Genomic DNA, 24,201 nt, shown 5'->3' with positions numbered 1-24,201 from the left:
CGCCGATTCTACGGACGGACATTGCGAGTAGCTGTGCGAAGCTCGGCAGTGCGACGGCGGCATCGGCCAGACGGGGCCGGAGTGCAGCGCAGGCGACGTCGATCAGTACTGAACCGCGACGGAGGCGATTGTGTAGCGGCGCTCGCTGGTCGGGTTGAAGAAGTTGATACCGAGGGTCGCACCGCGTTTGAGCGTCCATTGCAGTAGCGCGCCGCGCTGCACATCGCGCCCCTCATCCACGGTGCGGGTGCGCTGCGTCACCAACGCGAGCCGCAGCGGCGGAATCGGCCGCCAGCCGATCTCGTTCCACGCGGTGAGGTAGTTGCGGTGGTGGTTGTGGTGGTCGATGTAGTACTCCGACTCGGTGTAGAAATCGAAGTCCTTCCACGACACGCTGGCCTCCAGCCCCGGCGCCACGCCTGAGTTGTCGCCATACACGGCGCCGAGAATCGGCGTAATCGAGAACGACACGGCGTCGCCGCCCGAGAAGGTGTAGCCGACAAAGAACGAGCCGGTGTGGATCGCCTCGTAGTTGTAGCGCGTCTCAAGGTGTAGCGCGCCGCGATCCAGCGTGAGCACCGGCGTGAGGAAGTCGGCCTCGCTGCGCATCGCGTAGTACGACAAGGACAGCCCCAGTGCCGTCTCTGCTGTATCGGCTGTATCGCCCGCTTCGTCTTCCTTGGTTGTGGCCGGGTCCGCAGGCTTGGCGGTAGCCGCAGCACCCGCTGCCGGGGGCACAAGATCCGGCGAAGCCGGCGCCTCAACGACCTCCGCTTCGTCTTCGTCCTCATCCTCCTCGTCGTCGTCATGCGACGCGGCATGCGTAGGGCCGATGTGAGCAAAGAGGGTCAGAAGGGCGGCAAAGGCCGCGTAGCGGGGAGCCACCGGATACCTTTTTGTTTCGCGCCAACGCAAAGGAGGCAGGACCACGGCCGGCCCGCTGCAGACTGCAGCGAGCCGGCTAAGCGGCGATCTCAGTGATGGTGGCCGTGCTCGCCGTGCACATGCTGATGTTCAATCTCTTCGGCCGTGGCGGCGCGCACATCCACCACCTTCAGCGTGAAGCGCAGTGCCTTGCCGGCGAGCGGGTGGTTGCCGTCGAGCAGCACGATCGGGCCCTTGATCTTGGTGACGAAGAAGTACTGCGGCTGGCCATCGGCGCCAGCGCGCTGCAACTGCCCGCCGACTTTCACGCCCGCGGGAAACTCGCTCCTCGGAATCGAGGTGACGAGCGACTCGTCGCGCTCACCAAAGGTATCCGCCGCGGGCAGTTCCACCGTGGTCTGAAAGCCGGGCTCCTGCCCTTCGAGCAGCGCTTCAAGCTTCGGGAAGATGTTCTCGTAACCGCCGTGCAGGTAAGCCATCGGCGCCTTGCCTTCGTCGTACACGAAACCTTTGGTGTCGGTCACCTTGAGGCGGAGCGTAACGGCAGTGTTCTTTTCGATTTTCATGGGTGCGAGCTGAAACAGGCGGTGAGTGAAATCCGGCATTTTCCTCCTAAGCGGCGACGGACGGAAATCAGCGGCGTCCTGAACCGGAGAATCGTTTGCTGCGCGGCAGCATAAAGTGACCAATCCGGCGGGCGGGGTGACAAGAATCGTCAGCCCGACGTCATAAAGTCGATCGTGCCGCACCTGCTTGATACCGAGCGCTCTGCGGAAAGCGAGCACCGGCGCGGCGCCCACCTGCTTGCCGCAAAAGATCATGCGACTGGCATGACGACTGCTTGATGGTTGGCGCCCCCGAAACGAAACACGCGCCGCCGACGCCCCGACCATGCCGAACCCGAACACCTTCCCCATCGCTCGCCTTGCCGCGAGTGCTTTGCCACTGATGAAGCTGTTTGCCGCGGTGTCCGCACTGTTGTTGCTCAATGGCTGCGCTGCGCTCGCAGTGAGCCTGGCCGGTGCGGGTGCGGGCGCCGGCCTCGCGCATCAGATGAACGGCACAGCGTCGCGCACCTTCAGTGAGCCGTTCAGCAAGGTCGATGCCGCGGTGCGTATCGCGTCCAAGCGCATGTATCTGCAGGTGGACGAGGTCGCCAGCATGGACGGCGGCCAGGTCACCAAGGCGCGCGTGAGCAACCTGAGCGTATCGGTCGAGCTGGAACCGCTATCGCCCAACCTGACGCGGGTGAACGTGGTGGCGCGCAAGGATCTGCTGCGCGTGGACGCCGCTACGGCTCAAGAGATCGTGGCGCAGATCGAACGCTCGCTTGGCGCGGTCGAACTGGCCGACGCCAACGACGCCGCAAACGCCGCACGTGGCGGGAAGATCGATAACGCCAAGTACCTGCGTGACGAACCGGTCAACACCCGCAAGAACGGCACCGCAAGCAAGAAGAAGACGCCGATCTGAAGTACCGCCGCACACCGATCAGGCGAGGCCGTACATCGCCGGGTACGGCGGCGCATTGCGCTTGGTGAGCAACATGTGGATCCAGTTGGGCCGCGGCGCTTGCAGCGCCGTCGTTGCTGCGCGGGACCAGAACGCGAGCCTGGTCAGCACCTTCTTCGGCAGATCGCGCGGCGGGGGCGGTGCAAGCCGTGCGCCACAGTGAATACAGGGCTCTTCCTGCTTGTAGGTGCCGTACGGATTGCCTGCCAGATCCATCAACAGACACGACAGCGCGTTGGTCGAATCCGTGGTCTGCCCGACATAGCTCGTTGCCGTGACGGTGCATTGATCGAATAGCGCCGCGAGGCGGTGCTCGTCGAAGCTATTCACATGCCCCCACGGCGGATTCTTTCCGCCGCAGGCCTGGCAGGTCGTTCGGCCGACGCGGATATCCTGGCGATAGGGCACACCGATCAGGATCTTGTCGGCGCTCACGCGCTGTAGCTCAGCGCAGACCTCGCCCAGCAGATGCGGCGGAATGTGCTCAAGCACCTCGGCACACAACACGAAGTCGATCGATTCGCTCGCGAACTGCAGCGCCGCCGCGTCGCCTTGCAAGCACTCGATACGTGGGTGATCAATGCGGGGCCGCTGCAGATCGAGCGCGACAACCTTGTCGAAACGCTGTGCGAGCAGGTGAGAGAAATGGCCATCACGCGCGCCGATATCGAGCGCAAGCTCACCGCGCCCCGGAATCAGGTCGAGCAGGTCTTGCGTGCGGCGGCGCTCGGCGGGCGACGCACGATAGGCCGATAGATCGAGAACACCGGATTGATGCGGCATGGCCCCTCCGACTGACGACACGGGAATGCCGATCCGACTCCCGCACGACGGCGCGCCAGCCCCCGGCGCACATGGCCCGGCGCGCGAGGCGCGAGCAAGCGGTGTTCATGCTGCTTCGTCTTCCGGTGACATGACAAGCAGCGCAAATTCGCCGTTTTTGAGGAAACCGGAATTCTCGTTCGTCATGTCTGCACAGGCTCGGTGCAAGACGGTGTCGCCCAAACACGACGATCTCCCGCAGCGCGTTCAGGCATGCCGTTTTGCGTGTGCACGCCCGGCCCACTCGCGGACACGGGAATTGATAAAAAAGTACGGCGGCCATTGCGAAAGAAATCACGGCGCGAGGCTTGCCGCGTTGCATCGATACAACCCGCCGCCCGCCTGCGCCTGATTGCCGCCCAGACAAGCAACGAAACGCGCGCTGGCGACTGAGACGAAGCTATGCTTCATCCACACCGAATCGAGGGTGCGGACACGTGGGACTCACTGCTATCCAGGCCTTGCGGGCCGTTGTCAGCAACCAGAGCGGTGCCGCGCGCGACTGGCACATCGACGACCTGCGCCAGCACGAACTGCGCTACCTCGCCGACCTCGCACTGATCGAGTCTCTCGCGCCGAAGGGCCCCGTGCTGGAAGTGGGCGCGGCGCCGTGTCACATGAGCGCACTGCTGAAGCTCTCAGGTATTGGTGCGGTGGGCGTCGACATCCAGCCCCAGCGCGTTGGCGACTTCATCCGCGCGTTCGATCTGGATGTTCGGCGCTGCGATATCGAGCGTGAAGCGCTGCCCTTTGCCGACGCGCAGTTCTCTGTCGTGCTGCTCTGTGAAACCTTCGAACACCTGCGCATCGATCCGGCCTTCGTGCTGAGCGAGATTCACCGCGTGCTCGCGCCCGGTGCTGCGCTGCTGCTCACGACGCCCAATCTCTACGCCTTGCCGAACCTCGCGCGCCTGGCGCTCGGCCGCAGCATCGCCGACCCCACCCATGAGTTCGGCAAGCTGCGCATGCTGGGCCACATGGGGCATGTGCGTGAATACTCGGCCAGGGAAGTCGGCGATTTCCTGCGGGCAAGCGGCTTTGTGGTCGAGTCCGTCACCTATCGCTATCACGCCAACAAGCGAGGCCGACGGGCCACATTGCTCCGCTTGGCCTACCGGCTCACTCCGCGGCGCTTCCGGCGCGAGATCGTGATCGTCGCGCGCAAGCAGGGTGACGGGCCGCGCCTGCGCCCGCTCGATCCGCCCGCTGCGGACTAGAGCCCGATGGAAGCCGGCTTGAAGGACTGATCACCCTGCGGCACGAACTCCATGCCGGTAAAACCGGCTGCTTCGATGGCCGCCTTGACGTCGCGATGGACGACCAGCTGCACCGGCATCTCGGCAAGCGGGAACAAGCGGTTACCGCCGATGCAGGTTTCGTCGAGTGTCAGGTAATCCCAGATCAGGATGCGATTGCTGCCGTCACCGAAATCCTCGAACTCCGACTTGTCAGGATCGACGCATGCAATCTTTCCGATCACGTTGACCGCGCGGAAGTCCTCTCGCACCTCGCCAGTCACCGCGTTGACGACGCGACAAGGATAGGCGTCGATGTTGCTGACGCCCATGTCGAGCAGCAAGGTGACAAGGCGCTCGGAAAACACCCGCCCCGCGCCGGTCATCAGCAGGCTATCGGTCAGACGGCCCTGCGATTCCGCGTTGAGCGTCACGTCGATCGGCGTGGCCGGCGTTGCGATGCGATCACCGGTAATCATCGAAATCCCCAACGCATTCGGCCAGCCGCCGTAAATCATCGCGTCACCCGGCATGCGCCGGTTCTGCCACAGGTAGTAGTTCATGTCGCGCGGCCTTCGCTTCGTTTCACCTTCGAATGGCGGTGGCAATATCGCCATCTCAAGCCGACAATGACAAACGAAATCTGTACGGCCAGCAACAGCAAAGCAGGCCCCGGTGAGCCGGCTTGCTGAGGACATGGAGGACTTGCCGATGCCTGAACTTGCCGAGCCGGTCGCGATTGGCATACTCGCGCTCACTGACGGACCGAAAGACCCCTGCTGGTTCTGTTCCGAGCGCCCGACCTGGAACCTCCAAAACAATGAGACGGCGGACCCCGATACCAGCGATTCCGAAGCGGAGGATGGGGTACCGGAGAACGACGAAACCAACTGTTCCAGCGCACTTGGCGTGAACCTTGGCAGCCCACCGCAATGGAAGATCGACTGCCCTGACACGGGCAAGAAGACCACCGTCGTGCCCGGCGCACACCATTGCATCCCCGGTGGCGCCTCACTCGCCAAGGCCTCCGCATTGCACGACCTCATGCGCAAGGGAGGTCCCTTCAATCTGGCGAGCGACATTGGCTACGACGTCAACGCGCGGGAAAACGGCGTCTGGCTGCCCGCCAACTACGGCGTGCGTAGCCAGAACGACCACTACACCAAGAACTGGAGCAGCTTTTCGCCCACCTTCAAACAGCAGTATGCGGAACGTGCGATGGCGAAGGCCTCGGGTGCGCAGTTCCACGACGCCCACCCGAAGTACAGCAAGAACGTGCTGAAAACACTTGAGGCACTCGCCGAGAAGCTGGGTGAGCCGGTCGACAAATGCCCAGTGTGCAAGAAGAAGTATGAAAATGGCGTGACGCCACCGTTTGGGCTGGTTGGCCGCCTGAACCAGATCTCCTCTCATCATCGCCGTTTGATCACGGCGAGCAGTGCAGGCGATGCGAAGAAGTACGCAACTAACGGCTATTACACCTCGTCCCGCGTGAAGACCATGCTGGGTATCGTCGACTAAGGCATCAAGACAATGTTCTACATCCTCGACTGCGATGAGCCGCTGTCGCCGAATGGCGAGGCGCTGATGGAGATCCACAACACGTTTCGCGTCGGCGGCATCCGGCTGTGGAAGTCTGGCGCGCGGCATACGAAGCCGGTGCCTGAGCCGATCGAGATTCCGTTCGACACGTTCCGCGGCTACAGCGGCCCGCCCGTCGAATTGCTCGATCTGGGCATCCCGGTGATGTCGGCGCGGCTCGCGCAGGCGCTCATCGATGCCGGCGTCTCGAACATCGACTTCTACGATGCCACGCTGGTCCACAACGCCACCGGGGCGCGTTACCCCTACAAGGCCTACAACATCATCGGGCTGGTCGCCGCTGCGGATCTGGGCAAGAGCGAGTGGTTCAGCGATGACGGCACGCCGGTGATCAACGTCTCTTTCACCAAGCTGGCGCTCGACGAAGCCGCATGCGGCGAACAACGGCTGTTCCGCCTGGCGGAGAACGTGAATGCGATCGTGGTCAGCGGCGAGCTCCGCGACTACCTGCTCGCGCAAGGCTTCACAACCCTGAGCTTCAAGAAGCCGGAGGACTGGGTGCAGCTTTGAAGCGGCGCCGCACCGTTGCCGCTAGGGGCGCGAGAACTCGAAACGCTGGCCGCGATAGCTCAACACGGCGCCGCGCGGCTTGATCCGCTCGACGCGAATGTCAGCATTGAAGGACTCGCCTTCGTGCAGGAGCTGACCGTTGATCATCAGCATGCGGCTTGATGCCGTGTCCGAATACACCGTGCCCTCGAAGCGCATCGGTGGCAACGCGCGGCGAATGTCCTCCGGCAGTTCGGCAAGCCCCGGTAGCACCCCTTCTTCCGGCGCCGTGCTGGCCGGCGCAGCCGGCGATGCGGGGGTGGGCGCCACCGCGACTGCAACAGGGGCGGGGCGCACCGACGGCGCCTCACGCTGCGGCGGGCGTGCCGGCGCCTCGTGAGGCGCCGGCTGCATGGATGCTTGCGACGGTGTCGGGGGCGGCGGGGGGGCGACATGGGGCGGGGGGGCCGGGACGCGCGGCATCGACTGTGGCGCTGGAACGCTTGGCGTCACAGCAGCCGCCACGGGCGGGGTCGATCGCGCCGGCGGCGCGACGCTTCGCATCAACAGCGCGCCGAGCAAACCGGCAAGCAGCACCACACCGGCGCCGCCGGCCATCCAGATCCAGCGTGCCGGTGCGGGTTCAGGCGCATACGGTGGGACACCAGCGATCGGCGGATCGAGTGGCGTTGGCAGGCGGCCCTGCGTGCGTTCGCTTTCAGCGCGGCGGAGTGCGTCAAGAATGTAGGACATGATCGTTCAGCGCAGCGAATCCAGGCGAGGTTCATCAACCCCGCTCACGCGGTTGAGGTGCATCAGCGTCAGCGGGCCGGGCTTGCCATCGGGCTTCAATCCGTTCGCGAGCTGGAAAGCCGCAATCGCTTCGCGCGGGGTTTGATCTGCGGCGTGCTCGGCCGCTTGCGGCAGCGCCGCCAGCCGTGCCGCGATCGTGGCAATGCCGGCGTCCGCGTCGGCGCCGCGGGCATTGGGTCGATAGTCGGGCGGCACCCGCCACAGCGTCGCGAACTCGCCGCGCCACACCGCCACCAGCGACGCCAGGCTGACGGTGAGCGGCTCCCCGCCCGGCGCGCACAGGACAACACTGTCGCGACCAAACCCGAGCAGCAGCCACCGCACCGCCTGCCCATGATCGTTGTAGAGCGTGAGGATGCCCGGGCGCGCAAGCTGACGGATCAGCGCAAGGTTGCTGCCCGCATCACGGAAGCACGCAACACCTTGCCTTGCGGCCGCCACGCAGGGCTCGACCACAGGCAGATCGAGGCCCCATGCGGCGCCAAGCGCCTGCCAGGCCACCGCTTCATCGGCAGCTGGCGTTTCAGCGGCCGGCGCCAGCGCATCCGGATTCAACCACTGCGGCTGAGGCACCGGCGCGGGCTTGGCAGCGGCGACGACCGGCGCCGGCGGCGGCGCGGGTCGCACTGGCGCCTTGGCGACGACGGTAGGCTGTGGCCATGGCCAGACCTGCCACACGGCGAAACCTGCCACACCCAGGCTCGCCAAGCCCGCGGCCAGCACTACCGGGGCGCGCCTGCGCGGCGTAACGGGTCGCAACACATCGAAGACTTCACCTGCCGCCTTGTCGACGATGCGCGCGCCGATTCGGTTGCTGCCTTCGGCGTAGGCACCCAGCAGTGCGCGATCACACAGCAGGTTGATGCGGCGCGCCACGCCGCGCGAGTGCAAGCTCACGCGGGCGAGGGCTGCGCGGTCGAAGGGCAAGGCACCACGCAACCCGGCAACCTGAAGGCGGTGCTGCACATAGCGACCCACATCGTCCGGCGACAAGGCTTGCAGGTGATATCGCGCAATCACGCGCTGCGCGAGTTGCTCCAGACCCGGCGCCGCCAGCATCGTTCGCAATTCGGGCTGGCCGACCAGCATGATCTGCAGCAGCTTGCGCTCGCTGGTTTCAAGGTTGGTCAGCAGGCGCAGTTGCTCCAGCACCGCGGCCGACAGGTTCTGCGCCTCGTCGATTACCAGCACGTTGATCTGCCCCTGCGCATGGCTGCGCAGCAGATGCTCGTTGAGTGCGTCGACATGCGCTTTCAGCGTGCCCCCGCGTTGCCCCGGCGCGATGCCGAACTCCTCGCACACCGTTTCTAGCAACTCGTCGGTGGAAAGACGCGGGTTGAAGATGTAGGCGACGTTGCAGTGCGGCGGCACCTGTTCGAGCATGCAGCGGCACAGGGTGGTCTTGCCGGCGCCGATCTCGCCGGTCAGCAGCACGAAGCCACCGCCGCCGTCGAGACCGTACAACAGGTGGGCAAGCGCATCGCGATGGCGCTCGCTCATGAACAGATAACGGGGATCCGGCGCGATCGAGAAGGGCGCGCTGTCGAGTCCGAAATGGCGCGCGTAGAGCGGCACCGCGGTGCCCGGCTGGGCGGCTGCCGACGCCGCCGCGCCGGCGGGGGCGATACGACTCAGACCCACCGTGGCCCCCCAACCCATGGCCTGCCCGCGTTGCACCTCAAGAATTGGCCCGTGGCAAACCCCGCATGCATGTGCTCAACCCCACCCGATCTCGTGCTGTCCGATAGCCCGCAAGTGTAGCGCGCACACCGCTCAAGCTCAGCGCTCACTGCCGCCCCGTCGCCCGCCGGCAAGTTGCGATGCGCTGCCTATACTGCAGTTAGCACCGCCAGTCGCGGCATTGGTGCGCTTCTCGCGCCACACCGGCATTGGCAGTGCAAAGACCAGGAGCACGCCATGAGTCAGAAGATCAGGAAGAGCAATAAGGAGCCGAAGAAACAGGCTCAGCTGAGCGCGAAGGAAAAGCGCGCTGTGAAGCACGACAAGCAGGCCCACAAGGGCGCACCGGCGCCGCTGCTGCCGCCCAAGCCGAATCAGGCATGAAAAAAGGCGCCGCTCGATGCGGCGCCTGTCTTGCCTAGCCTGCGCGACGCCCGCTCAGGTTTCGAAGCGCGACACCACGACGTTCAGGCGCGAGGCGATCCGTTCGAGTTCCTGCGTTGCCTGCGCCGTTTCGTTCATACCCACGCTGGTCAATTCGACCATGCGCGCCACCTGCTCGACCTGGCCCGCCAGCATCGTGCTGACGTTGCCCTGTTCGCGCGTGGCAACCGCGACGTCCGCCACACGGCTGCTGGCCTGTTCGGCGTCCGACACGATCTGACCGAGCATCGTCGCGGAGCGCTCTGCCGCGTCGACACCCTGCGTCGCCTGCTGCGAAGCGGTGGTCATCACGTCCACCGCGCCGTGCGTTTCGGACTGGATCGCCGCGACCATGCGTTCGATATCCACGGTGGCATGCGCGGTGCGCTCGGCCAGCTTGCGCACTTCGTCCGCCACCACCGCGAAGCCTCGCCCCTGTTCGCCGGCGCGTGCTGCCTCGATGGCGGCGTTGAGCGCCAGCAGGTTGGTCTGCGACGCGATGTCGTTGATCGACGCAGCCACGGTGCCGACCTCGTTGGCACGGCTGCTGAGGCTGCCAATGCGTTGCACCGCCTCAGCCACCGTTTCCGACAGAGCGCGCATCTCCTGCGTGGCCGTTTCAACATCGCCCTGCCCGCGCTGCGCCTTGGCAGCCGCCTCGCGCGCGTGGTGTTCGGTCTCCTGCGCGTTGTCCGATATGTGCGAGATGCTGACGGTGAGTTCTTCCATCGCAGCCGCCATCGATTGCGTCGACTCCGACTGCTCATGCGCCGCCCCGGCGACAGCCTGCGATGTGGCGCTGATCTGCTGCGAAGCGGAACCCAGCCGCTCCGCATCGGCTGTGAGCCCGGCGATGGTCTCGCGCAGGCGTGCGATGAGGCCGCCGAGTTCGCTCAACAGGCTGCCCGGCGCACTGCCCGCGAGCTGGACCCGCAAGTCGCCAGACGCGACGCGGTGCATCGCGGCAACCGCTTCAACCGGCTCGCCACCAATCTGGCGAAGCACCGAGCGGCCGATCACGGTGATCAGCGCAAACACCGCGGCAGACAGCAACAGCACCACACCGAGGTTGGTGCCAAGGTCGGCAAGGAAGGCCGCATCTATGTCGTCCACATACAGCCCAGTACCGACCGCCCAGTTCCACTCCGGCACGCCTAGCACATAAGAAATCTTGCGCAGCGGCTCAGTGCCGCCCGCACGCGGGAAGTAGTAGTCGAGGAAACCGCCCTGCCCTTGCCCCTGCCGAACGATCAACTCGACAAGGCGGTTACCACGCTTGTCCACCTCGTCGATTCGAGGTGTGCCCTCCCACTCCGGGCGCGGCGGCAAAAGCACGCATTTGCCGTCGAACGCATAAATGAAGAAGTACTCTTTCTCGCGGAAGCGCACGCCACGCAGCGCCTCCTTGGCCTGTGCCTGGGCGGCCTCACGATCAAGCTTGCCGTCCTTTTCGAGCTTGGCGTAGTAGGCAAGCTGGGCGCGAGCGGTCTCTACCGCCGCGCTGATCAGTTCCTTGCGGTGTTCAATGCCGGCCGAGCGCTGCGCGTAAGCACCCCACACGCCCACGGCAAGCATCCCTACCAGGGATGCAACACCGATCGCGATCATCTTGGTCTTGAGTTTTGCACCCGACAACATCGCCAGCCTCCTCGTTGTAAGCCGCTCCAGCCCAAGGGTTAACGGCCCCGGCCCGGCAAACCTGAGTGGCGGCGTACGCCAGGCGCATTGGCGACCCGCAATGAAAAGGCACCCGAAGGTGCCTTGATGCGGCAAGGATGCGAACGCTACTTCGCGCTCTGCCAGGAAGCGCCTTTGCCATCGCTGGTGAGCTTGCACTCGACCTTCACGCCCGACACTTCCGCCACCGTGCCGGCTGCGGCAAAGCTGCCGGTGTCGCCGTTGAAGCATTGCGGTGCAGGTTTCGGTGCCTCGGCAGGTTTCGCGGCGGCCACCTTCGTGGGGGCGGGCGTCGGTTCGGGCGTAGTGGCACAGGCGGCCAGGGCAAGGCTCAGCAGGATCGCGGCGGTGATACGCATGTGAAGCTCCGGTTGAAAGCAGAAGTCGAACAATCGGCCATGCTGCCGTAACGATGTTTCGACTTTGCGAAACCCGCGCGACTCAAGCTGCGACCCCGGCAGGACGTTAACCCGCACATGTTTCCCTTGCGGCTGCGAACACGATGACACCCCGCCAGCGTCGCCTCCTCCGGATCCGCAATGCCGCAGTTGCCGTACTTGCAGTGCTGGGCGCAAGCGGCGCGCATGCCGAGCCGGTTCGCTGGGTCAGCGAACCCTATCCGCCGTTCAGCTATGTGTCGCCGGAAGGCCCGCGCGGGCTTGCGATCGAACTGGTCCGCGCCGCTCACCGTGAAGCCGGCATTGCCGAGCCTGAGTTCGTGTTCCTGCCGTGGGCGCGTGTGCTCGCCGAGTTGGCAACGCAACGCCCGGTCTGCGTCACCGCCATGGCGCGCACGCCGGCACGCGAGCGCAGCTACCGCTGGATCGGCCCATTCGTCGCTTCGCTGATGGGCGTTGCAACCCGGCGCGACACCGAGCTCGGCAGCAACGCCGCAACGGCACTGGCAGGGCGCGACGTGGTGGCGATTCGCGGCGATGTGGCGGGCGACGCGGCCACTCGCTACGGCGCGGAGCCCGCGCGGCTCTCGCTCGCCGACGGGCCGGAGAGCGCGCTGCGCATGCTCAACGCCGGTCGCGTCGAAGCCTGGGTGCACGGCCAGGCGGTGATCCGCTGGACGATCGCCAGCATGAAACTGCGGCAGGAAGACTATGCAGTGCAGTTCCCGCTGCGCATGGGCGACAGCTACTTCGCCTGCAGCAAGGCGGTGCCCGATGCGTACCTCGCCGCAATCCAGCGCGCGCTCGACTCACTGCGCCGCAGCAAACCGGGCACCGCGAGCCGCTACGACAGCATCGTCAATCCCTATCTGGATGGCTCGATCGGGTCCTGAGGCCCGATGCCGCCGCTCACTGGCAGTGCAGCCGGCCGCCGTTCAGCGTGCAGGCCTGCCCGGCCGGGCTCAGGTAGTTGCCGTTGGCGGACTTGCCATAGCGGTTGCCGCCCTTGTCCCAGCAAGCCGAGTTGTCACAGCGCGCCACCGGCCGCCAAGCGGCATCCTGAATCGCGGCTTCGCGTTGCCGTTCGGCCTCGCGTAGCGCTTCGCGGTTCTTCTCGTTCTCGATCCGCTCGCGCTCCTGCGCCGAAGCGCTCACGCTGTGGGTATCAATCGCCGCTGCACGGCCTTCTTCGCGATCACGCTCCAGCGAGCGGTTCTGCGCATCGATGCCGCGCTCGACGCGGGCCCAGTCCTCGCGCGTGTAGTGCGTGTCTTCACGCGAGCAGGCGCGTGCTCGCCGCACCTCGTCGCGGATGAAAGCACGCGCCTTGTCGTCGAGCGTGATGCTGGTGGCGCGGTTTTCCAGATTCGAGATGTCGCGCTCGGACGGGCAGAACTTCTCCGGCGCCGAGGCGGCCGCCAGCGCCGAGTTCGCGCGAGGGGTGGAACCGGCGTCACTTGAAACACCGCCGATGCCCGCGGAAGCGGGTGAGGCATTCACCGCTTGCTGGCGCACGCTGCCGGCCGCGCAAGGCGTGCCCGAATAACTGACCTTGCCCTGCGCGTCGGCGCACTTGTACACCTCGGCAAAGGCAGGTGTTGCACACAATAGCCAGCACGCGCAGGCGGCCAGGCTGCCGCGGAGGAATCGGGAGGGAAGTTGCATGGCGAAGGGCAAGGGCCCGTCCTTTCGATAGGCGTGTGCAGGGCGATCCGGATGTGCTGACGCAACGCAGCGGCGCAAAGCACCACAGTGCAGGCACGCGTCGTGCCGCACACCGCCCGCAACCACAGCGTTCTGTGGCACCTCTAACGCGTCAGCCCTGCGGCGCGATGACACCTGCGGCGCGTTCGATCACACCACTGGCGCGTACGGACGTGGCGACGCGCAGCAGCGGGTGCCATAGTGAATGGCCTCGACAACAACGGGAGACGACACAATGAAGGGAATGCAGATCGCACGCCGCTGGCTGCTGGCGCTCACCGCGCTCGGCATCGCAAGCGCCGCCGGTGCGGCCACGCTGAGCGGCAGTGCCAGTTACCGCGAACGCATGGCGCTGCCGCCTGGGGCGGTGTTCGAGGCAACGCTCGAAGACGTCTCGCGCGCCGACGCGCCCGCCACCGTGATCGGCCGTGCCCGCCTCGAACCGGCCGGCAACCCGCCTTTCCTGTTCACGATCGAGTACGACGACGCCAAGCTGCAGGCTGGCCACCGTTACAACCTGCGCGCCACGGTGAAGAACGACGGCCAACTGCTGTTCACCACCGACCGCAGCTACCCGGTGCTGCAGGGCAAGGGCGATGCGCCGGCGCAAATGCTGCTGCGCCGCACCGGCGATGGCGCGGCAGCGAGCGGCACCGCACTGGGCAGCCTGCCCGCCTCCTTCGAAGGCACCCTGCCCTGCGCCGATTGCGCCGGCACCCGCTGGCACCTCGACCTGCTGTCAGATCACAGCTATCGCCTGCGGATTGCCTACGACGGCCAAGCCGATGCGCGCCCCTTCGACGAAATCGGTACCTGGACGCTGTCGCAACCGCCGACAATCCTGCGCCTGACGACCGGACAGAGCGAACCGCAGGCCTTTGCGCTAAAGGCCGATGGCGCGCTGACCAAGCTCGACCGCAAGGGCAAACCGATTGCTTCGACACTCAACTACAGCCTCAAACGTCTGCCCACCTACGCACCGATCGAACCCAAACTCACGCTGAGCGGGCTCTATCGCTACATGGCCGATGCCGCAACGATCCAGCTCTGCACCACCGGCCAGACGCTGCCGGTCGCCAGCGAGGGTGACAATGCCGCCCTCCAACGTGCCTACGGCGACGCACGCAACGCCCCTGGCGCGCCGCTGCTCGTGAGCTTCGAAGGCCGCATCGCTGAGCGCCCACCAATGGAGGGCAGCGGCACACGGGCGACGGTGGTTGTAGATCAGTTCCACCAAGTGATGCCCGGCGCTGGCTGCGAAACGGCGCCCAAGACCGCCCCGGCGGCTGCCGCCGCTACCTTGCAGGAGACCTACTGGAAGCTGACGCAGCTCGGCAACACGGCGGTCACCGCCAGCGAACGCCAGCGCGAAGCGCACCTCATCCTGCACAAGGACAACACGCGCCTGTCGGGCTCCGGCGGCTGCAATCGCCTGCTCGGCGGCTACACGCTTGAAGGCGATCGACTCAGCTTCGGCAACATCGGCAGCACCATGATGGCCTGCGTCGATGGCATGGAGCAGGAGCAGCGCTTCCTCGCCGCGCTCAAGGGCGTAACACGTTGGCGCATCGTCGGTCAGCAGCTCACGCTGCTCGATGCGGGCGGTGCTGCGGTCGCGCGTTTCGAGGCCGTCGCACTGCGCTGACCCCGCAGTAACGATTGCTCGCAAAGTCCCGCGCGCCCGGCAGCGCGGGCGCCCACCCCATCCGCGGTAGACTGGCGCGATGTCCGTTGTCTCCCGTCCGCGCCGGCAAGGCCCGCTGCGCGTAGCCCTTGTCGTCTCGCTCGTCGTGCACGCGGTCGTGCTGTTCGCACCGGTGCGCGGCCCGAAACCGGCCGCACCGCCGAGCCGGCTGACAACGCGGCTCGCACCACGCGTAGCCAAGGCACCGGAACCCGCGCCGGAGCCCACGCCGCAGGTCGCGCCGCAAGCGAGGTCGACCGCGCCGCGCCGCAACGTGATCACGCGCAAGCAGGATGCCGCGCCGGCTGCCGCCACGGTGCCGAAGTTCACGCAGGCCGAGCGCGACGAGATGAACGGTTTCCTGCAGTCGCTGGAAAACGAGGCGCGCGCGCAACCCAGCCTCGCGCAACGTTCGCTCGCCATGGCACGCCAGATCGGCCGCGAGACCGCCGCGGAATCCGACGACAGCGCGGTGTCGCTCGAACGCATCGCGAACAGCCCGCCGGTGAATCCGTTCAGCCTGGAGATGTACCTCGACGCGCTGGTCACCAAACTCAACCGCAGCGTCGCGCATGTGAAGGATGAGCGCCGCCAGGTCGGCTACCGCAAGGCCGCGGTACAACTGCGCCTGAACCCGGACGGCACGGTGCGCAGCTTCGAGATCCTCAACGCCGGCGATCAGTTCGACCAGATCAACTTCATCAAGGCGCTGGTCGAGCGCGCCGCGCCGTATTCGCCCTTCCCGCCCGACATCGTGCAGTCCGCCAAGTCGATGGCAATCCTGATCTGCATCATCCCCAGCCGCAGCGCCGGCGGCTTCGGTTTCACCCGCAACAGCGGCGGGGGTGGCTGCTGATCCGCTTTCAGCGCGGTGCCGCGCCAGCGGTAAGGCGATCCACCATCGCACGCAGCGTGGCAATCTGCACGCCATCGCGTTCGGCGTAGTTCGCGCCGCTGTAGCCCCACCAGTCCCAGCAGCCGTTCGGGTTCAGGAAGGGCACCGACACCGCTTGCGGATACAGCACCACGATGCGGTTCGCGTCCGCCCAGCGGTTGTAGCCCGCGTGTTCGACGAAGGTGGTGCCGAAGTACACGCCGCCACCGGGCAGCGGCTTCAGCGGCACATAGCTCTGGCCCTGCCGGCAGCCGTGCAGCGCAACATGCAGGCGGCACGCGGCGCCCTTCGCGCAATCAGCCGGCACATACACCCAGGCGCTGCTGTCGAGCCCACTGCGCCAGCGTGCCGCGCCAGATGGCAGATAGGCGCGCTGGTCGAACTTCGTCAACGTGCCGCGCGGCTTCTTGCGCGCCGGTTTCAAGGGCCCGTAGATCCAGCTCAGGATCGCATCGGCCGCATCAACGCCGCAGCGGTTGATGTAGGGCTCCTGCGAGAGCTCACACGCGCCGCCGTAGTCCGGCGTCGGCATCGCATGCCCGGCAGCCGGCAGCTCGCGCGCAGCGAGGTTCTCCGCCGGTACGCCGAGCGCGCTGTAGTAGCGCGCCAGTTGCGCGACAACCGGCGCCGGCACCGTACGGTCCTGCCCGCCGGCGAAGCGGATCACACGGTGACGCGCGAGCGCCGCCGGGTCGTCGATGCGCCCCTCGGCCGCGAAGCGCCGCGTCGCCGCGACCAGGTCCGGCACGCGCGTGCTGTCTTGCGATACCGCGCACAGCGTGTGGCTCGGATCCAGCGTGCAGGAACAGGCGGTGGTCGCGGTGATGCTGCTGCCCTGCGCACACCAGTACGGCCCCGCGGCAACAACACCGGCACCCTTGACGATGCCGGCGTGCGCCACTTCGAACTGCACCGCCATGAAGCCACCCGAAGAAATGCCCGACACCGAGGTCTCGCGGATATCGATGTTCAGCGCTGGCAGGCGCGGCAGGCCGGCTTCGGCTGCGCACAGCGCGGGGGCGAAGGCGATCAGCCAGAGCATGCCGGCGTACCAGCGCGGGAGAGTGCTCGATCTCATGTTCAAACTCCGCGAACGATGACGACGTGCTGCAGTGCAATATCCAGCGTAGTCGGCCGTTTACCAAACGCAAGCGTCACCGGAGATCGGCTGGAAGCCGAACAAATTTGCGCTTGCACAAACGCGACGTCGCGATCGTGGTGGCGGCCAACGCCGCGCCTTCTGCGGCGCAAAGGCCGAATTCGATTACCCTTGCCGCTTTGAAAGGTTTGCCATGACCCCGATCCACGATACCGACGTCGAGCTGCTGCTCGCCGTGGCCCTCGCGTCGAAGCGCGGCCCAGCCGAGCTCGACGCACTGATCCTCGCACTGGCGATTCACGACAAGCGCCTGCCGGCGCGCGTGAAGCTGCACGACGCGTTCGCGCGGCTCTCCGCCAACGGACTGCTGCTGGAAGAATCCGGCGGCTTCACGCTCACCGAAGCGGCGCAGGAAGTGCTGGCGCTGGGGCGCAAGAATTACGAGCACGACGAGCGCGCGTTCCGCGTCAAGGAACGCCTCGCCGCATACGAGCCGGCGCGCGGCGCGCATCCTGTGATCCAGCTCGCGGCCGAGCGCCTCGCCACCGCGATCGCCGCGTACGAAGCCACGCTGCCGCCGCTGACCAAGACTGAAAAGGCCGCCCTCAAGCGCGAGCAGACCGCCGCACCGCGCCGCCCGACGCCGCTGCGCAAGCGGCGCTGAGTCGCGGCAATTCAGGTGTGGCGCAGCCGCTTGCGTACGCTGCGCACGCCCGCCCACACCGTGAGCGCCACCACCGGTATCGCGGCGCCGGTGACGATGTCCGGGTTCAGATGCAGTCCAATCGCCTTGAGGGCTTTCGCGGCATAGCCGGTGAGGCCCACCGCGTAGTAGGTCAGCACCGCGACCGAAAGGCCTTCGACCGTTTCCTGCAGCCTTAGCTGCAGTGCGGCGCGGCGATCCATGCTGGCGAGCAGCGCGCGGTTCTGCTCTTCGTGCTGCACTTCCACACGCGTGCGCAGCAGCGCGCTGGCGCGCTGGATGCGCGCGGTGATGCGGTCCTGTCGGCCGACCACGGTTTCGCAGGTTTCCATGGCCGGCGCGAGGCGCCGCTCCATGAATTCGCGGAAGGGCTGCAGCCCCGCGATACGGCGCTCACGCAGTTCGCCGATGCGGCGTTCCACCAGCTGGTAGTAGGCGCGCGCCGCGGAGAAGCGATACTGACTCTGGGCGACGAGATTCTCCACGGCGGTGGCGAGCGCGGTGAGCTTTGCCAGCAACTGGGCGTCGTCGCCACGCGGCGCGCCCATCGACTCGGTGATCGCACGCAGCTGCAGGCTCAGCTCGTCCAGCGTTCGCATCTGCTGCTTGGCCGCCGGCAGTGCGAGCAGCGCAAGCATGCGGTAGGTCTCGATCTCGAACAGGCGCTGCAACATGCGGCCCTTCTGGAACGGCCCCATGCCGCGATCCATCAGCACGAAGCGCGAGCAGCCGCCGCCGATGCGCGGATCGGCATGCAGGCGCAGGTCGGTGTAGGCGACGCCGTTGCCGTCACCGATCTCGGCGCCGATCAGATCGTGGCCGCCAAACCAGCGCGCGGAGGCGGCATCGGCGCTCAGCGTCGGCGCATCGCCAGCGGGCAGCAAGAGGGCATGCAGCGCCACCAGCACGCTCCCGGGCAGGGCCAGCAGCCATTCGAGCGGAACACGATCCAGCGCGGTTTCGGCAAAGCTCGCATCCCCCGCACCGGGCAGGATGAAGGTGTAGCGCACGAACTCGGTGTGCAGCGACCAGCGGATCGTCAGCGTCGGGCCGACGCCGGTGTAGTACGGCTTTTCCATCTCCGGCGGCGGGCAGCCCATGCTGCGGGTGAGCCGGATCAGCGCCTCCCACTGGCCGATGCCGTCGCGCTCGAACAGCAGCGTCAGCGAGCTGAGGCGGGCGGGGGCTTCGATCGCGGCTGGCGGGCGGGCGTGCGCTTCGTCGTTGAGCACCTGGCGCATCGGATGGGCGTTCAGCATCTCGGACATGGCGGTCGGCAAGGCTCCGAAGGTTGGCGGCGATCCACCATACTCTGCCGTATGGTCGATCGACTGCAAGCCGAACGAAGCGGCTGTTGCGCCCACCGCCTCAGGGAAAACCAGAAAGCGCGGCACGCCCGAACACGCTGGCCGGCGAACGCACGGGTATCATCCGGAATCCCAGATGACCTTCGCTCCGCGGCGGGAAACTCCATGCTTCGACTGCAACGCCTGCACGCCTGCCTGCCTGCGCTATTTGCCGCAACGACCCTGCTGTTGCTCACGCCGGGCGCTCAGGCGAACGACCATGGCGGCGGCGAGAAGGCAGCCGGCCCGGCGCCGATGATGTTCGTCGTGAATGTGGGCAAGACAGGCCACGGCGGCACCGTGCTGCAGACGCAGATCGTGCTCGAAGGCGCCAACCCCACCGCGACACAGGCGATCGAGGCCTACAAACCCGAGCTGCAGCACCAGATCATCCAGATCATTTCAGCCGAAACGCCGGAGCGGCTGCGCAGCGCCGAAGGCAAGGCAGCGCTGGGCGAGAAGATCCTCGAAGCGTCGAACAAGATCCTTGGCACGAGCCGCAAGAACGGCGTGAAGGAAGTGTTCTTCACGCACTTCATCCTGCAGCAGCCCTGACGCGGGCCGCGTTTCAAGCAGCGCTGCCGTCGAGCGCAGAGGCCGCCATCACGCGGTTCTTGCCGCGTCGCTTGGCGGCATACATCGCGTCGTCCGCGCGCTGCAGCAGCTTCATCGGCTGCGTGGTGTCCTGCGGCGCCAGCGCGTAACCGATGCTTGCACTGACACGGTCGGCGAGCGCCTGCCGCGTCGTGATGTTGCGGATCGCGTCGAGCAGATGCTGTGCAAGCGCTGCGGCACCGGCGGCATCGCGCACGCTGGCGAGCACGAGGAATTCGTCGCCGCCGAAACGGCCGACCGCATCCTCTGCACGCACCGCGTTCTGCAAGGCGGTGCCGACGCGGACCAGCAGCACGTCCCCCTCGCCGTGGCCGAACTCGTCATTCACCGATTTGAAGCCATCGAGGTCGACGAAGAACAGCGCGACCGGGTCGATGCCCGGCTCGGCGAGCGCGCTTTCGATACGGCTCATCATCGTGCGCCGGCTCAGCACGTCGGTCAGCGCATCGCGTTCGACGCTGCGCCGCAGCTGCTCCTGCGCGACGGTGAGGTCGTGCACATCGATCGTCACGGTGTAGAGCCCGCGCACGCTGCCGTCTTCGTCGCAATCCGGCACGAAGCTCGTGCGCAGCCAGCGCGGGCCATGCGTGAGCCCTTCGACGAGGCGCGAGTAATGCACCGTGTCGCCCGACAGCGCACGTTCGATATGCGGCCGGTGTTCCTGCCACACCGCATCACCGCGCACTGCGGCGAGGTGGTGGTCGATCAGCGCCTCGGGCGGCTTGCCGCAGGCCTCGCGGTAGGCCTTGTTGGCGAAGCGGATCACGCCATCGCGGTCGAGGTAGATCAGCGGGTTGGGGATGTTCTCGGTGAAGCGGTCCAGTCGCACCCGCGCGGCGATCAAGGCCTCGCGCGCGACAACGTCTTCATGGATGTCGGTGGCGATCGTGAAGACGGAAGTCACCACCCCGTTCTCCACATCCGGGAAGACCTGGATGCGCGCCCAGCGCGGCGTGTGCGGCGCATGCGTCAGCAGGCGTTCGTAGCTGGCGATCTCGCCGGCGGCAAAGGCACGCTCGAAGGCCGGCCGCGCAGCGTTCCAGGCGACCTCGCCGAACAGCTCGGCCAGCGTATGGCCCAGCAGCACCTCGCGCGGGCGGCCCGCCCATTGCACATAGGGGGTGTTGCAGAACACCAGCCGACCGGATACGTCCCAACGCCCGATCGGCAGCGCGACCACCTCGGCGAGGCGTTCGATGTGCGGGGTATGGACGGGCTGCGAGTTCATGCCGGCGATTGTAGGGGCGGTGATGCTCAACGCGCAGCCCTTGCCACGACAGTCATGGCTTGGCCAGAGCGCGGCGGCATCACGCCACCCCTGGCGTGTCCTCGCCGCCCCATGGGCGCACGCCGGTCGCCTCCAGCAACACCAGATAGGTCCGCAGATCGAATTCCAGCTGGTGATAGGCCGGCTCCATGTAGCTACAGAGCTGGTAGAAGGCCTTGTCGTGGTCGCGCTCCTTCAGGTGCGCGAGTTCGTGCACCACGATCATGCGCAGGAACTCCGGCGGTGCTTCGCGAAACACGCCGGCGACGCGGATCTCGCGCTTGGCCTTCAGCTTCTGGCCCTGCACCCGCGAGATCGCGGTGTGGGTGCCCAGCGCATGCTGGATCACATGCAGGCGGTTGTCGTAGGCAACCTTGCTCAGCGGCTCTGCACTGCGTAGGTAACGCGCCTTGAGTTCGCCGACGTAGTCGTACAGCGCGCGATCGGTGCGCACATCGTGGCGCTGCGGGTATCTCGCGAGCAGGCGCTCGGCGAGCGTGCCATCGGCGATCATCGCGCGCACTGGCGCGGTCAGTCGCTCGGCGTAGCCGCTCAGGTAACGGAAGGGGGAACGGGGCTGCATCGCGCGATGCTAGCCGATGTGCTTCATCGCCTCGCGGCGGCTCAGCGGCGACAAGGCCGCCCCCATTTGCGCAACGAAGCCGCGCACGGCCGCGGCGTCGTGCCGCGCATAGTCGCGCAGTGCCCAGCCGATCGCCTTGCGAATGAAGAACTCCGGTTCCGGTGCGAGCCGGCGTGCGTAGTCGAACAGCCGCCCGACATCGGTGTCGGCACGCCAGCCGAGCTGGTGCAGCATCGCAATACGGCGCAGCCAGAAGTCCGCATGCACCAGCGCGGCATCCATCACAGTCTGCGCGGCTGCGGTGTCGCGGCGCGCAGCACGCAGCACATCGCCGACCACGCCGGCGAGCCCGTCCACACTGTCCCACCACGCCTTGTCGCGAGCCAGAACGAGCAGCGCCGGCACATGCTCTAGGCGCAGTTGCCGGTGGTGGCGCGCTAGCAGATCGACCGCGACATACTGGTATTCGCGCTCCGGGCGCTGCCACAGCGCCGCCGCGGTATCGAGCAGCCAGGCGGACTCGGGCGTGCCGAGCGCGCGGATCAGTGGCATCGTCGCAGCACGGCGCGGCGGCGTCTGCACCCCGAGAAAAGCGAAGCGGCCCTTCATGTAAGCCTGCATCGGGGCGCGACGTTCGTCCGAGCCCAGCGGGGCCAGCGCGGCTTCAACCGCCGCGCAGAAATTCTGTTGCTTCATGGGTGACGCATTCGTGTCGCGCATTCGTGTCGATTAGCGCGTTTTACACCAGCCTCGCAGACCGCGCGAGCACACGGTGCGCGCGTTTGCCGAAGGCTGGTCTACACTGACGATTACGGGTTTTTGATGACTTCCGCATGATTGGAACTTCAATCCATCCGCCACGCCCTGCGTGGTGCCGCCCCGCCAACGCGCACTGGCGACAGCGATGACCGTCATCGCTGTCATCAACCGCAAAGGCGGATCAGGCAAATCGACGCTCGCCACGCATGTCGCGGGCTATCTGGCGTCGCTCGGTCACAGCGTCATGTTGGGCGACGTCGATCGGCAGCAGTCCTCCCGTTACTGGCTCGGCCTGCGCGCCGCCGAGCGCACACCAATCCGCGGCTGGACGATCGACGAACGCAACTTCGCGCGGCCGCCAGCGGGCACCCAGCATGTAGTGCTCGATACGCCCGGCGGCTTCCAGGGCATCGGCCTGATGAAGGTCGCGCTGTATGCCGACGCGGTGCTGCTGCCAGCCACCAGCTCGGTGTTCGACCGTGTTGCGGCCGAGGAATGCCTCGCCGAACTGCGCACCCTGCCGCGCATCGCGGCCGGCAAGTGCCGCATCGCGTGCGTCGGCATGCGCATCGATTCCCGCACCCGCAACGCCGAAGCCCTTGCGAACTGGGCGACAGAACAGGACATCGACTACCTCGGCACGATCCGCGCCACGCAGGCTTACTGCCGTTTCCTCGAACAAGGGCTGTCGCTGTTCGACTTCACACCCGAGCGGGTGGCGGCGTATCGGCCGGACTGGGCCGGCGTCACCACCTGGATCGACGAGGTGCTGGCCTTCGAAGCGCCTGCGCCGCGCATGATCCGCCCGGTCGACGCCCATCCGCACGAGGCTGGCGACCCCGGCGTCCCCGGCTTCCTGCGCCGCACAGTGGGCATTGGTGGCCCCTCGAAGCCCTGACGCCGCCGCTGCGGGCGGCAACGCTACACTCCGATACACATGGTCGATTGAACGGCCATCGCCGCACCCCATCTAACCCCGAGTCAGGGGCGCGTGGAGACCTTCGCACCTCCGGCGCCCCTTCACAACGCTTCGGGCACACCATGCGCACCTTCCTGCTGATCGCGACCGCGCTGCTCGGTCTGCTGCACTACTACATCGGCAGCCGCCTGCTGCCTGCACTTGGCTTGAGCGATACCGCCGCGGCGCTCGCCTGGGCGGTGTTGGCGCTGTCGGTGCTGCTGATCCCGGCCAGCCTGATCGCGCGGCACATCACCCGCCCGCCCCTCGCCGATCGGCTGACGTGGGCAGGTTCGATCGCGATGGGGCTGTTTTCGTCGGTGCTGGTGCTCACGACCTCGCGCGACCTCGCGCAGATGCTCGCAGCAAGCCATCTGCCGCCGGCTTTCGACACACTTAGCGCGCAGGGCGTGGTCGTGCTCGCAGCCGCGGTCACGCTGGCGGGCTTCATCAACGCGCGGCGCACCGCCAGCGTGGTGACGGTGGACGTGCCGCTCACCAACCTGCCCGAGGCCCTGCAGGGCTTCACGATTGCGCAGATCAGCGACATCCACGTCGGCCCGACGATCAAGCGCGGCTACCTCGACCGCATCGTCGATCGCGTCAACACCTTGCAGCCCGATCTGATCGCGGTCACCGGCGACCTCGTCGACGGCAGCGTGCGTGACCTCGCACCGCACACCGAACCGCTCAAGCGGCTCGCCGCGCGCTACGGCGCCTACTTCGTCACCGGCAACCACGAGTACTACTCCAACGCCCATGCGTGGATCGCGGAAGTCGAGCGCCTCGGCGTAAAGGTGCTGATGAACGAGCATGTGGTGCTGGACCACGGCGGCGCACGGCTGGTGGTCGCCGGTGTCACCGACTACACCGCGCACCAGTTCGATCCGCGCCATCGCAGTGACCCGCTCGCCGCACTGGCCGGCGCCCCAGCCGACGCAGCAGCCAAAGTGCTGCTCGCACACCAGCCGCGCAGCGCTGAAGCCGCGGCCGACGCAGGCTTCGACCTGCAGCTCTCGGGCCACACGCATGGCGGCCAGTTCTTCCCGTGG

The 24,201-nt window shown here is 66.7% G+C and carries 26 protein-coding genes; 12 read left to right on the top strand and 14 right to left on the bottom strand.

Features of this window, described 5'->3' with window-relative positions; all coding sequences use genetic code 11:
- Nucleotides 1-102 precede the first annotated feature (102 nt).
- Together ACE3P0_RS10425 and ACE3P0_RS10420 are read right to left on the bottom strand one after the other, a co-directional pair.
- Nucleotides 103-885, bottom strand: coding sequence for a hypothetical protein (locus ACE3P0_RS10425; RefSeq protein WP_374402546.1), 783 nt, complete (start codon nucleotides 883-885; stop codon nucleotides 103-105).
- Between the two features lie 89 nt (nucleotides 886-974).
- Nucleotides 975-1,793: a peptidylprolyl isomerase gene (locus ACE3P0_RS10420; protein WP_374402545.1), complete on the bottom strand. Its 819-nt coding sequence runs from the start codon at nucleotides 1,791-1,793 to the stop codon at nucleotides 975-977.
- On the opposite strand from ACE3P0_RS10420, the gene ACE3P0_RS10415 reads away from it, so the two are divergent.
- Nucleotides 1,777-2,358, top strand: coding sequence for a DUF3568 family protein (locus ACE3P0_RS10415; RefSeq protein ID WP_374402544.1), 582 nt, complete (start codon nucleotides 1,777-1,779; stop codon nucleotides 2,356-2,358). The two genes, ACE3P0_RS10420 and ACE3P0_RS10415, sit on opposite strands and share 17 nt — an antisense overlap.
- Nucleotides 2,359-2,376: 18 nt before the next feature.
- On the opposite strand, the gene ACE3P0_RS10410 is transcribed toward ACE3P0_RS10415, so the two are convergent.
- A complete protein-coding gene (locus ACE3P0_RS10410) occupies nucleotides 2,377-3,180 on the bottom strand; it encodes a class I SAM-dependent methyltransferase (protein WP_374402543.1) in 804 nt (267 codons plus the stop codon).
- Nucleotides 3,181-3,656: 476 nt separating this feature from the next.
- Here ACE3P0_RS10410 and ACE3P0_RS10405 point away from each other — a divergent pair, with 476 nt between their 5' ends.
- Entirely contained in the window at nucleotides 3,657-4,436 is a 780-nt protein-coding gene (locus ACE3P0_RS10405; protein WP_374402542.1) for a class I SAM-dependent methyltransferase, read from the top strand.
- Here ACE3P0_RS10405 and ACE3P0_RS10400 read toward each other — a convergent pair.
- A complete protein-coding gene (locus ACE3P0_RS10400) occupies nucleotides 4,433-5,017 on the bottom strand; it encodes an imm11 family protein (protein WP_374402541.1) in 585 nt (194 codons plus the stop codon). The two genes, ACE3P0_RS10405 and ACE3P0_RS10400, sit on opposite strands and share 4 nt — an antisense overlap.
- Before the next feature lie 112 nt (nucleotides 5,018-5,129).
- Between ACE3P0_RS10400 and ACE3P0_RS10395 the strand changes: the two genes are divergently transcribed.
- Both ACE3P0_RS10395 and ACE3P0_RS10390 read left to right on the top strand, forming a co-directional pair.
- Nucleotides 5,130-5,975: an AHH domain-containing protein gene (locus tag ACE3P0_RS10395; protein WP_374402539.1), complete on the top strand. Its 846-nt coding sequence runs from the start codon at nucleotides 5,130-5,132 to the stop codon at nucleotides 5,973-5,975.
- A 12-nt stretch (nucleotides 5,976-5,987) separates the two neighbouring features.
- The gene (locus ACE3P0_RS10390) at nucleotides 5,988-6,566 is read left to right on the top strand and encodes an imm11 family protein (RefSeq protein WP_374402538.1); all 579 of its coding nucleotides are present in this window, start codon (nucleotides 5,988-5,990) and stop codon (nucleotides 6,564-6,566) included.
- Nucleotides 6,567-6,587: 21 nt separating this feature from the next.
- Here ACE3P0_RS10390 and ACE3P0_RS10385 read toward each other — a convergent pair whose 3' ends face one another.
- Complete coding sequence (locus tag ACE3P0_RS10385) at nucleotides 6,588-7,298, bottom strand: general secretion pathway protein GspB (RefSeq protein WP_374402537.1); 711 nt, start codon at nucleotides 7,296-7,298, stop codon at nucleotides 6,588-6,590.
- A gap of 6 nt (nucleotides 7,299-7,304) precedes the next feature.
- A complete protein-coding gene (locus ACE3P0_RS10380) occupies nucleotides 7,305-9,017 on the bottom strand; it encodes an AAA family ATPase (RefSeq protein ID WP_374402536.1) in 1,713 nt (570 codons plus the stop codon).
- Between the two features lie 258 nt (nucleotides 9,018-9,275).
- Here ACE3P0_RS10380 and ACE3P0_RS10375 point away from each other — a divergent pair, with 258 nt between their 5' ends.
- The gene (locus ACE3P0_RS10375; RefSeq protein WP_374402534.1) at nucleotides 9,276-9,422 is read left to right on the top strand and encodes a hypothetical protein; all 147 of its coding nucleotides are present in this window, start codon (nucleotides 9,276-9,278) and stop codon (nucleotides 9,420-9,422) included.
- A gap of 54 nt (nucleotides 9,423-9,476) precedes the next feature.
- Here ACE3P0_RS10375 and ACE3P0_RS10370 read toward each other — a convergent pair whose 3' ends face one another.
- Together ACE3P0_RS10370 and ACE3P0_RS10365 are read right to left on the bottom strand one after the other, a co-directional pair.
- Nucleotides 9,477-11,099, bottom strand: coding sequence for a methyl-accepting chemotaxis protein (locus ACE3P0_RS10370; RefSeq protein WP_374402533.1), 1,623 nt, complete (start codon nucleotides 11,097-11,099; stop codon nucleotides 9,477-9,479).
- Nucleotides 11,100-11,245: 146 nt separating this feature from the next.
- Nucleotides 11,246-11,497: a hypothetical protein gene (locus ACE3P0_RS10365; RefSeq protein WP_374402531.1), complete on the bottom strand. Its 252-nt coding sequence runs from the start codon at nucleotides 11,495-11,497 to the stop codon at nucleotides 11,246-11,248.
- Nucleotides 11,498-11,640: 143 nt separating this feature from the next.
- On the opposite strand from ACE3P0_RS10365, the gene ACE3P0_RS10360 reads away from it, so the two are divergent.
- Nucleotides 11,641-12,429 carry a substrate-binding periplasmic protein gene (locus ACE3P0_RS10360; protein WP_374402530.1) on the top strand — a complete coding sequence of 263 codons (789 nt, stop codon included), beginning with the start codon at nucleotides 11,641-11,643 and terminating at the stop codon, nucleotides 12,427-12,429.
- Nucleotides 12,430-12,445: 16 nt separating this feature from the next.
- Here the strand turns inward: ACE3P0_RS10360 and ACE3P0_RS10355 are convergent, their stop codons facing one another.
- Nucleotides 12,446-13,201 (bottom strand): DUF4124 domain-containing protein, encoded by a 756-nt coding sequence (locus tag ACE3P0_RS10355; RefSeq protein WP_374402528.1) that lies wholly within the window; start codon nucleotides 13,199-13,201, stop codon nucleotides 12,446-12,448.
- A 274-nt stretch (nucleotides 13,202-13,475) separates the two neighbouring features.
- Here ACE3P0_RS10355 and ACE3P0_RS10350 point away from each other — a divergent pair, with 274 nt between their 5' ends.
- Nucleotides 13,476-14,885, top strand: coding sequence for an META domain-containing protein (locus ACE3P0_RS10350; RefSeq protein ID WP_374402527.1), 1,410 nt, complete (start codon nucleotides 13,476-13,478; stop codon nucleotides 14,883-14,885).
- Between the two features lie 79 nt (nucleotides 14,886-14,964).
- On the top strand, nucleotides 14,965-15,780 hold the full coding sequence (locus tag ACE3P0_RS10345; protein WP_374402526.1) for a hypothetical protein: 816 nt from the start codon (nucleotides 14,965-14,967) through the stop codon (nucleotides 15,778-15,780).
- 7 nt (nucleotides 15,781-15,787) lie between these two features.
- Here ACE3P0_RS10345 and ACE3P0_RS10340 read toward each other — a convergent pair whose 3' ends face one another.
- Nucleotides 15,788-16,897: a poly(3-hydroxybutyrate) depolymerase gene (locus ACE3P0_RS10340; RefSeq protein ID WP_374402525.1), complete on the bottom strand. Its 1,110-nt coding sequence runs from the start codon at nucleotides 16,895-16,897 to the stop codon at nucleotides 15,788-15,790.
- Between the two features lie 214 nt (nucleotides 16,898-17,111).
- Between ACE3P0_RS10340 and ACE3P0_RS10335 the strand changes: the two genes are divergently transcribed.
- The gene (locus tag ACE3P0_RS10335; RefSeq protein ID WP_374402524.1) at nucleotides 17,112-17,582 is read left to right on the top strand and encodes a hypothetical protein; all 471 of its coding nucleotides are present in this window, start codon (nucleotides 17,112-17,114) and stop codon (nucleotides 17,580-17,582) included.
- 11 nt (nucleotides 17,583-17,593) lie between these two features.
- Here the strand turns inward: ACE3P0_RS10335 and ACE3P0_RS10330 are convergent, their stop codons facing one another.
- Nucleotides 17,594-18,889 (bottom strand): DUF3422 family protein, encoded by a 1,296-nt coding sequence (locus tag ACE3P0_RS10330; RefSeq protein ID WP_374402523.1) that lies wholly within the window; start codon nucleotides 18,887-18,889, stop codon nucleotides 17,594-17,596.
- A gap of 204 nt (nucleotides 18,890-19,093) precedes the next feature.
- Between ACE3P0_RS10330 and fliL the strand changes: the two genes are divergently transcribed.
- Nucleotides 19,094-19,522: a flagellar basal body-associated protein FliL gene (gene fliL / locus ACE3P0_RS10325; protein WP_374402522.1), complete on the top strand. Its 429-nt coding sequence runs from the start codon at nucleotides 19,094-19,096 to the stop codon at nucleotides 19,520-19,522.
- Between the two features lie 13 nt (nucleotides 19,523-19,535).
- Here the strand turns inward: fliL and ACE3P0_RS10320 are convergent, their stop codons facing one another.
- From ACE3P0_RS10320 to ACE3P0_RS10310, 3 genes are all read right to left on the bottom strand, one after another.
- Nucleotides 19,536-20,810 (bottom strand): diguanylate cyclase, encoded by a 1,275-nt coding sequence (locus ACE3P0_RS10320; protein WP_374402521.1) that lies wholly within the window; start codon nucleotides 20,808-20,810, stop codon nucleotides 19,536-19,538.
- Nucleotides 20,811-20,889: 79 nt separating this feature from the next.
- A complete protein-coding gene (locus tag ACE3P0_RS10315; RefSeq protein WP_374402519.1) occupies nucleotides 20,890-21,432 on the bottom strand; it encodes a YgjP-like metallopeptidase domain-containing protein in 543 nt (180 codons plus the stop codon).
- Nucleotides 21,433-21,441: 9 nt separating this feature from the next.
- Entirely contained in the window at nucleotides 21,442-22,128 is a 687-nt protein-coding gene (locus tag ACE3P0_RS10310; protein ID WP_374402517.1) for a DNA alkylation repair protein, read from the bottom strand.
- A gap of 208 nt (nucleotides 22,129-22,336) precedes the next feature.
- Here ACE3P0_RS10310 and ACE3P0_RS10305 point away from each other — a divergent pair, with 208 nt between their 5' ends.
- Both ACE3P0_RS10305 and ACE3P0_RS10300 read left to right on the top strand, forming a co-directional pair.
- Complete coding sequence (locus tag ACE3P0_RS10305) at nucleotides 22,337-23,089, top strand: AAA family ATPase (protein WP_374402515.1); 753 nt, start codon at nucleotides 22,337-22,339, stop codon at nucleotides 23,087-23,089.
- Between the two features lie 143 nt (nucleotides 23,090-23,232).
- Nucleotides 23,233-24,201 (top strand): metallophosphoesterase (locus ACE3P0_RS10300; protein ID WP_374402513.1); only part of this gene is annotated, 969 nt, incomplete at its 3' end.

The organism is Niveibacterium sp., assembly GCF_041909475.1.
Lineage (GTDB): Bacteria > Pseudomonadota > Gammaproteobacteria > Burkholderiales > Rhodocyclaceae > Niveibacterium.
The sequence above is the reverse complement of the archived record's forward strand: the minus strand, read 5'-3'. Positions and strand labels throughout refer to the sequence as shown.

Excerpts from the sequence above, each read along its gene's own strand:
- ACE3P0_RS10305 (WP_374402515.1), top strand. The coding sequence starts at position 22,337 with ATGACCGTCATCGCTGTCATCAACCGCAAAGGCGGATCAGGCAAATCG.
- ACE3P0_RS10375 (WP_374402534.1), top strand. The coding sequence starts at position 9,276 with ATGAGTCAGAAGATCAGGAAGAGCAATAAGGAGCCGAAGAAACAGGCT.
- ACE3P0_RS10355 (WP_374402528.1), bottom strand. The coding sequence starts at position 13,201 with ATGCAACTTCCCTCCCGATTCCTCCGCGGCAGCCTGGCCGCCTGCGCG.
- ACE3P0_RS10360 (WP_374402530.1), top strand. The coding sequence starts at position 11,641 with ATGACACCCCGCCAGCGTCGCCTCCTCCGGATCCGCAATGCCGCAGTT.
- ACE3P0_RS10310 (WP_374402517.1), bottom strand. The coding sequence starts at position 22,128 with ATGAAGCAACAGAATTTCTGCGCGGCGGTTGAAGCCGCGCTGGCCCCG.
- fliL (WP_374402522.1), top strand. The coding sequence starts at position 19,094 with ATGCTTCGACTGCAACGCCTGCACGCCTGCCTGCCTGCGCTATTTGCC.
- ACE3P0_RS10385 (WP_374402537.1), bottom strand. The coding sequence starts at position 7,298 with ATGTCCTACATTCTTGACGCACTCCGCCGCGCTGAAAGCGAACGCACG.
- ACE3P0_RS10415 (WP_374402544.1), top strand. The coding sequence starts at position 1,777 with ATGCCGAACCCGAACACCTTCCCCATCGCTCGCCTTGCCGCGAGTGCT.
- ACE3P0_RS10350 (WP_374402527.1), top strand. The coding sequence starts at position 13,476 with ATGAAGGGAATGCAGATCGCACGCCGCTGGCTGCTGGCGCTCACCGCG.
- ACE3P0_RS10400 (WP_374402541.1), bottom strand. The coding sequence starts at position 5,017 with ATGAACTACTACCTGTGGCAGAACCGGCGCATGCCGGGTGACGCGATG.
- ACE3P0_RS10365 (WP_374402531.1), bottom strand. The coding sequence starts at position 11,497 with ATGCGTATCACCGCCGCGATCCTGCTGAGCCTTGCCCTGGCCGCCTGT.
- ACE3P0_RS10330 (WP_374402523.1), bottom strand. The coding sequence starts at position 18,889 with ATGTCCGAGATGCTGAACGCCCATCCGATGCGCCAGGTGCTCAACGAC.
- ACE3P0_RS10380 (WP_374402536.1), bottom strand. The coding sequence starts at position 9,017 with ATGGGTTGGGGGGCCACGGTGGGTCTGAGTCGTATCGCCCCCGCCGGC.
- ACE3P0_RS10370 (WP_374402533.1), bottom strand. The coding sequence starts at position 11,099 with ATGTTGTCGGGTGCAAAACTCAAGACCAAGATGATCGCGATCGGTGTT.
- ACE3P0_RS10320 (WP_374402521.1), bottom strand. The coding sequence starts at position 20,810 with ATGAACTCGCAGCCCGTCCATACCCCGCACATCGAACGCCTCGCCGAG.
- ACE3P0_RS10390 (WP_374402538.1), top strand. The coding sequence starts at position 5,988 with ATGTTCTACATCCTCGACTGCGATGAGCCGCTGTCGCCGAATGGCGAG.
- ACE3P0_RS10335 (WP_374402524.1), top strand. The coding sequence starts at position 17,112 with ATGACCCCGATCCACGATACCGACGTCGAGCTGCTGCTCGCCGTGGCC.
- ACE3P0_RS10340 (WP_374402525.1), bottom strand. The coding sequence starts at position 16,897 with ATGAGATCGAGCACTCTCCCGCGCTGGTACGCCGGCATGCTCTGGCTG.
- ACE3P0_RS10345 (WP_374402526.1), top strand. The coding sequence starts at position 14,965 with ATGTCCGTTGTCTCCCGTCCGCGCCGGCAAGGCCCGCTGCGCGTAGCC.
- ACE3P0_RS10410 (WP_374402543.1), bottom strand. The coding sequence starts at position 3,180 with ATGCCGCATCAATCCGGTGTTCTCGATCTATCGGCCTATCGTGCGTCG.
- ACE3P0_RS10315 (WP_374402519.1), bottom strand. The coding sequence starts at position 21,432 with ATGCAGCCCCGTTCCCCCTTCCGTTACCTGAGCGGCTACGCCGAGCGA.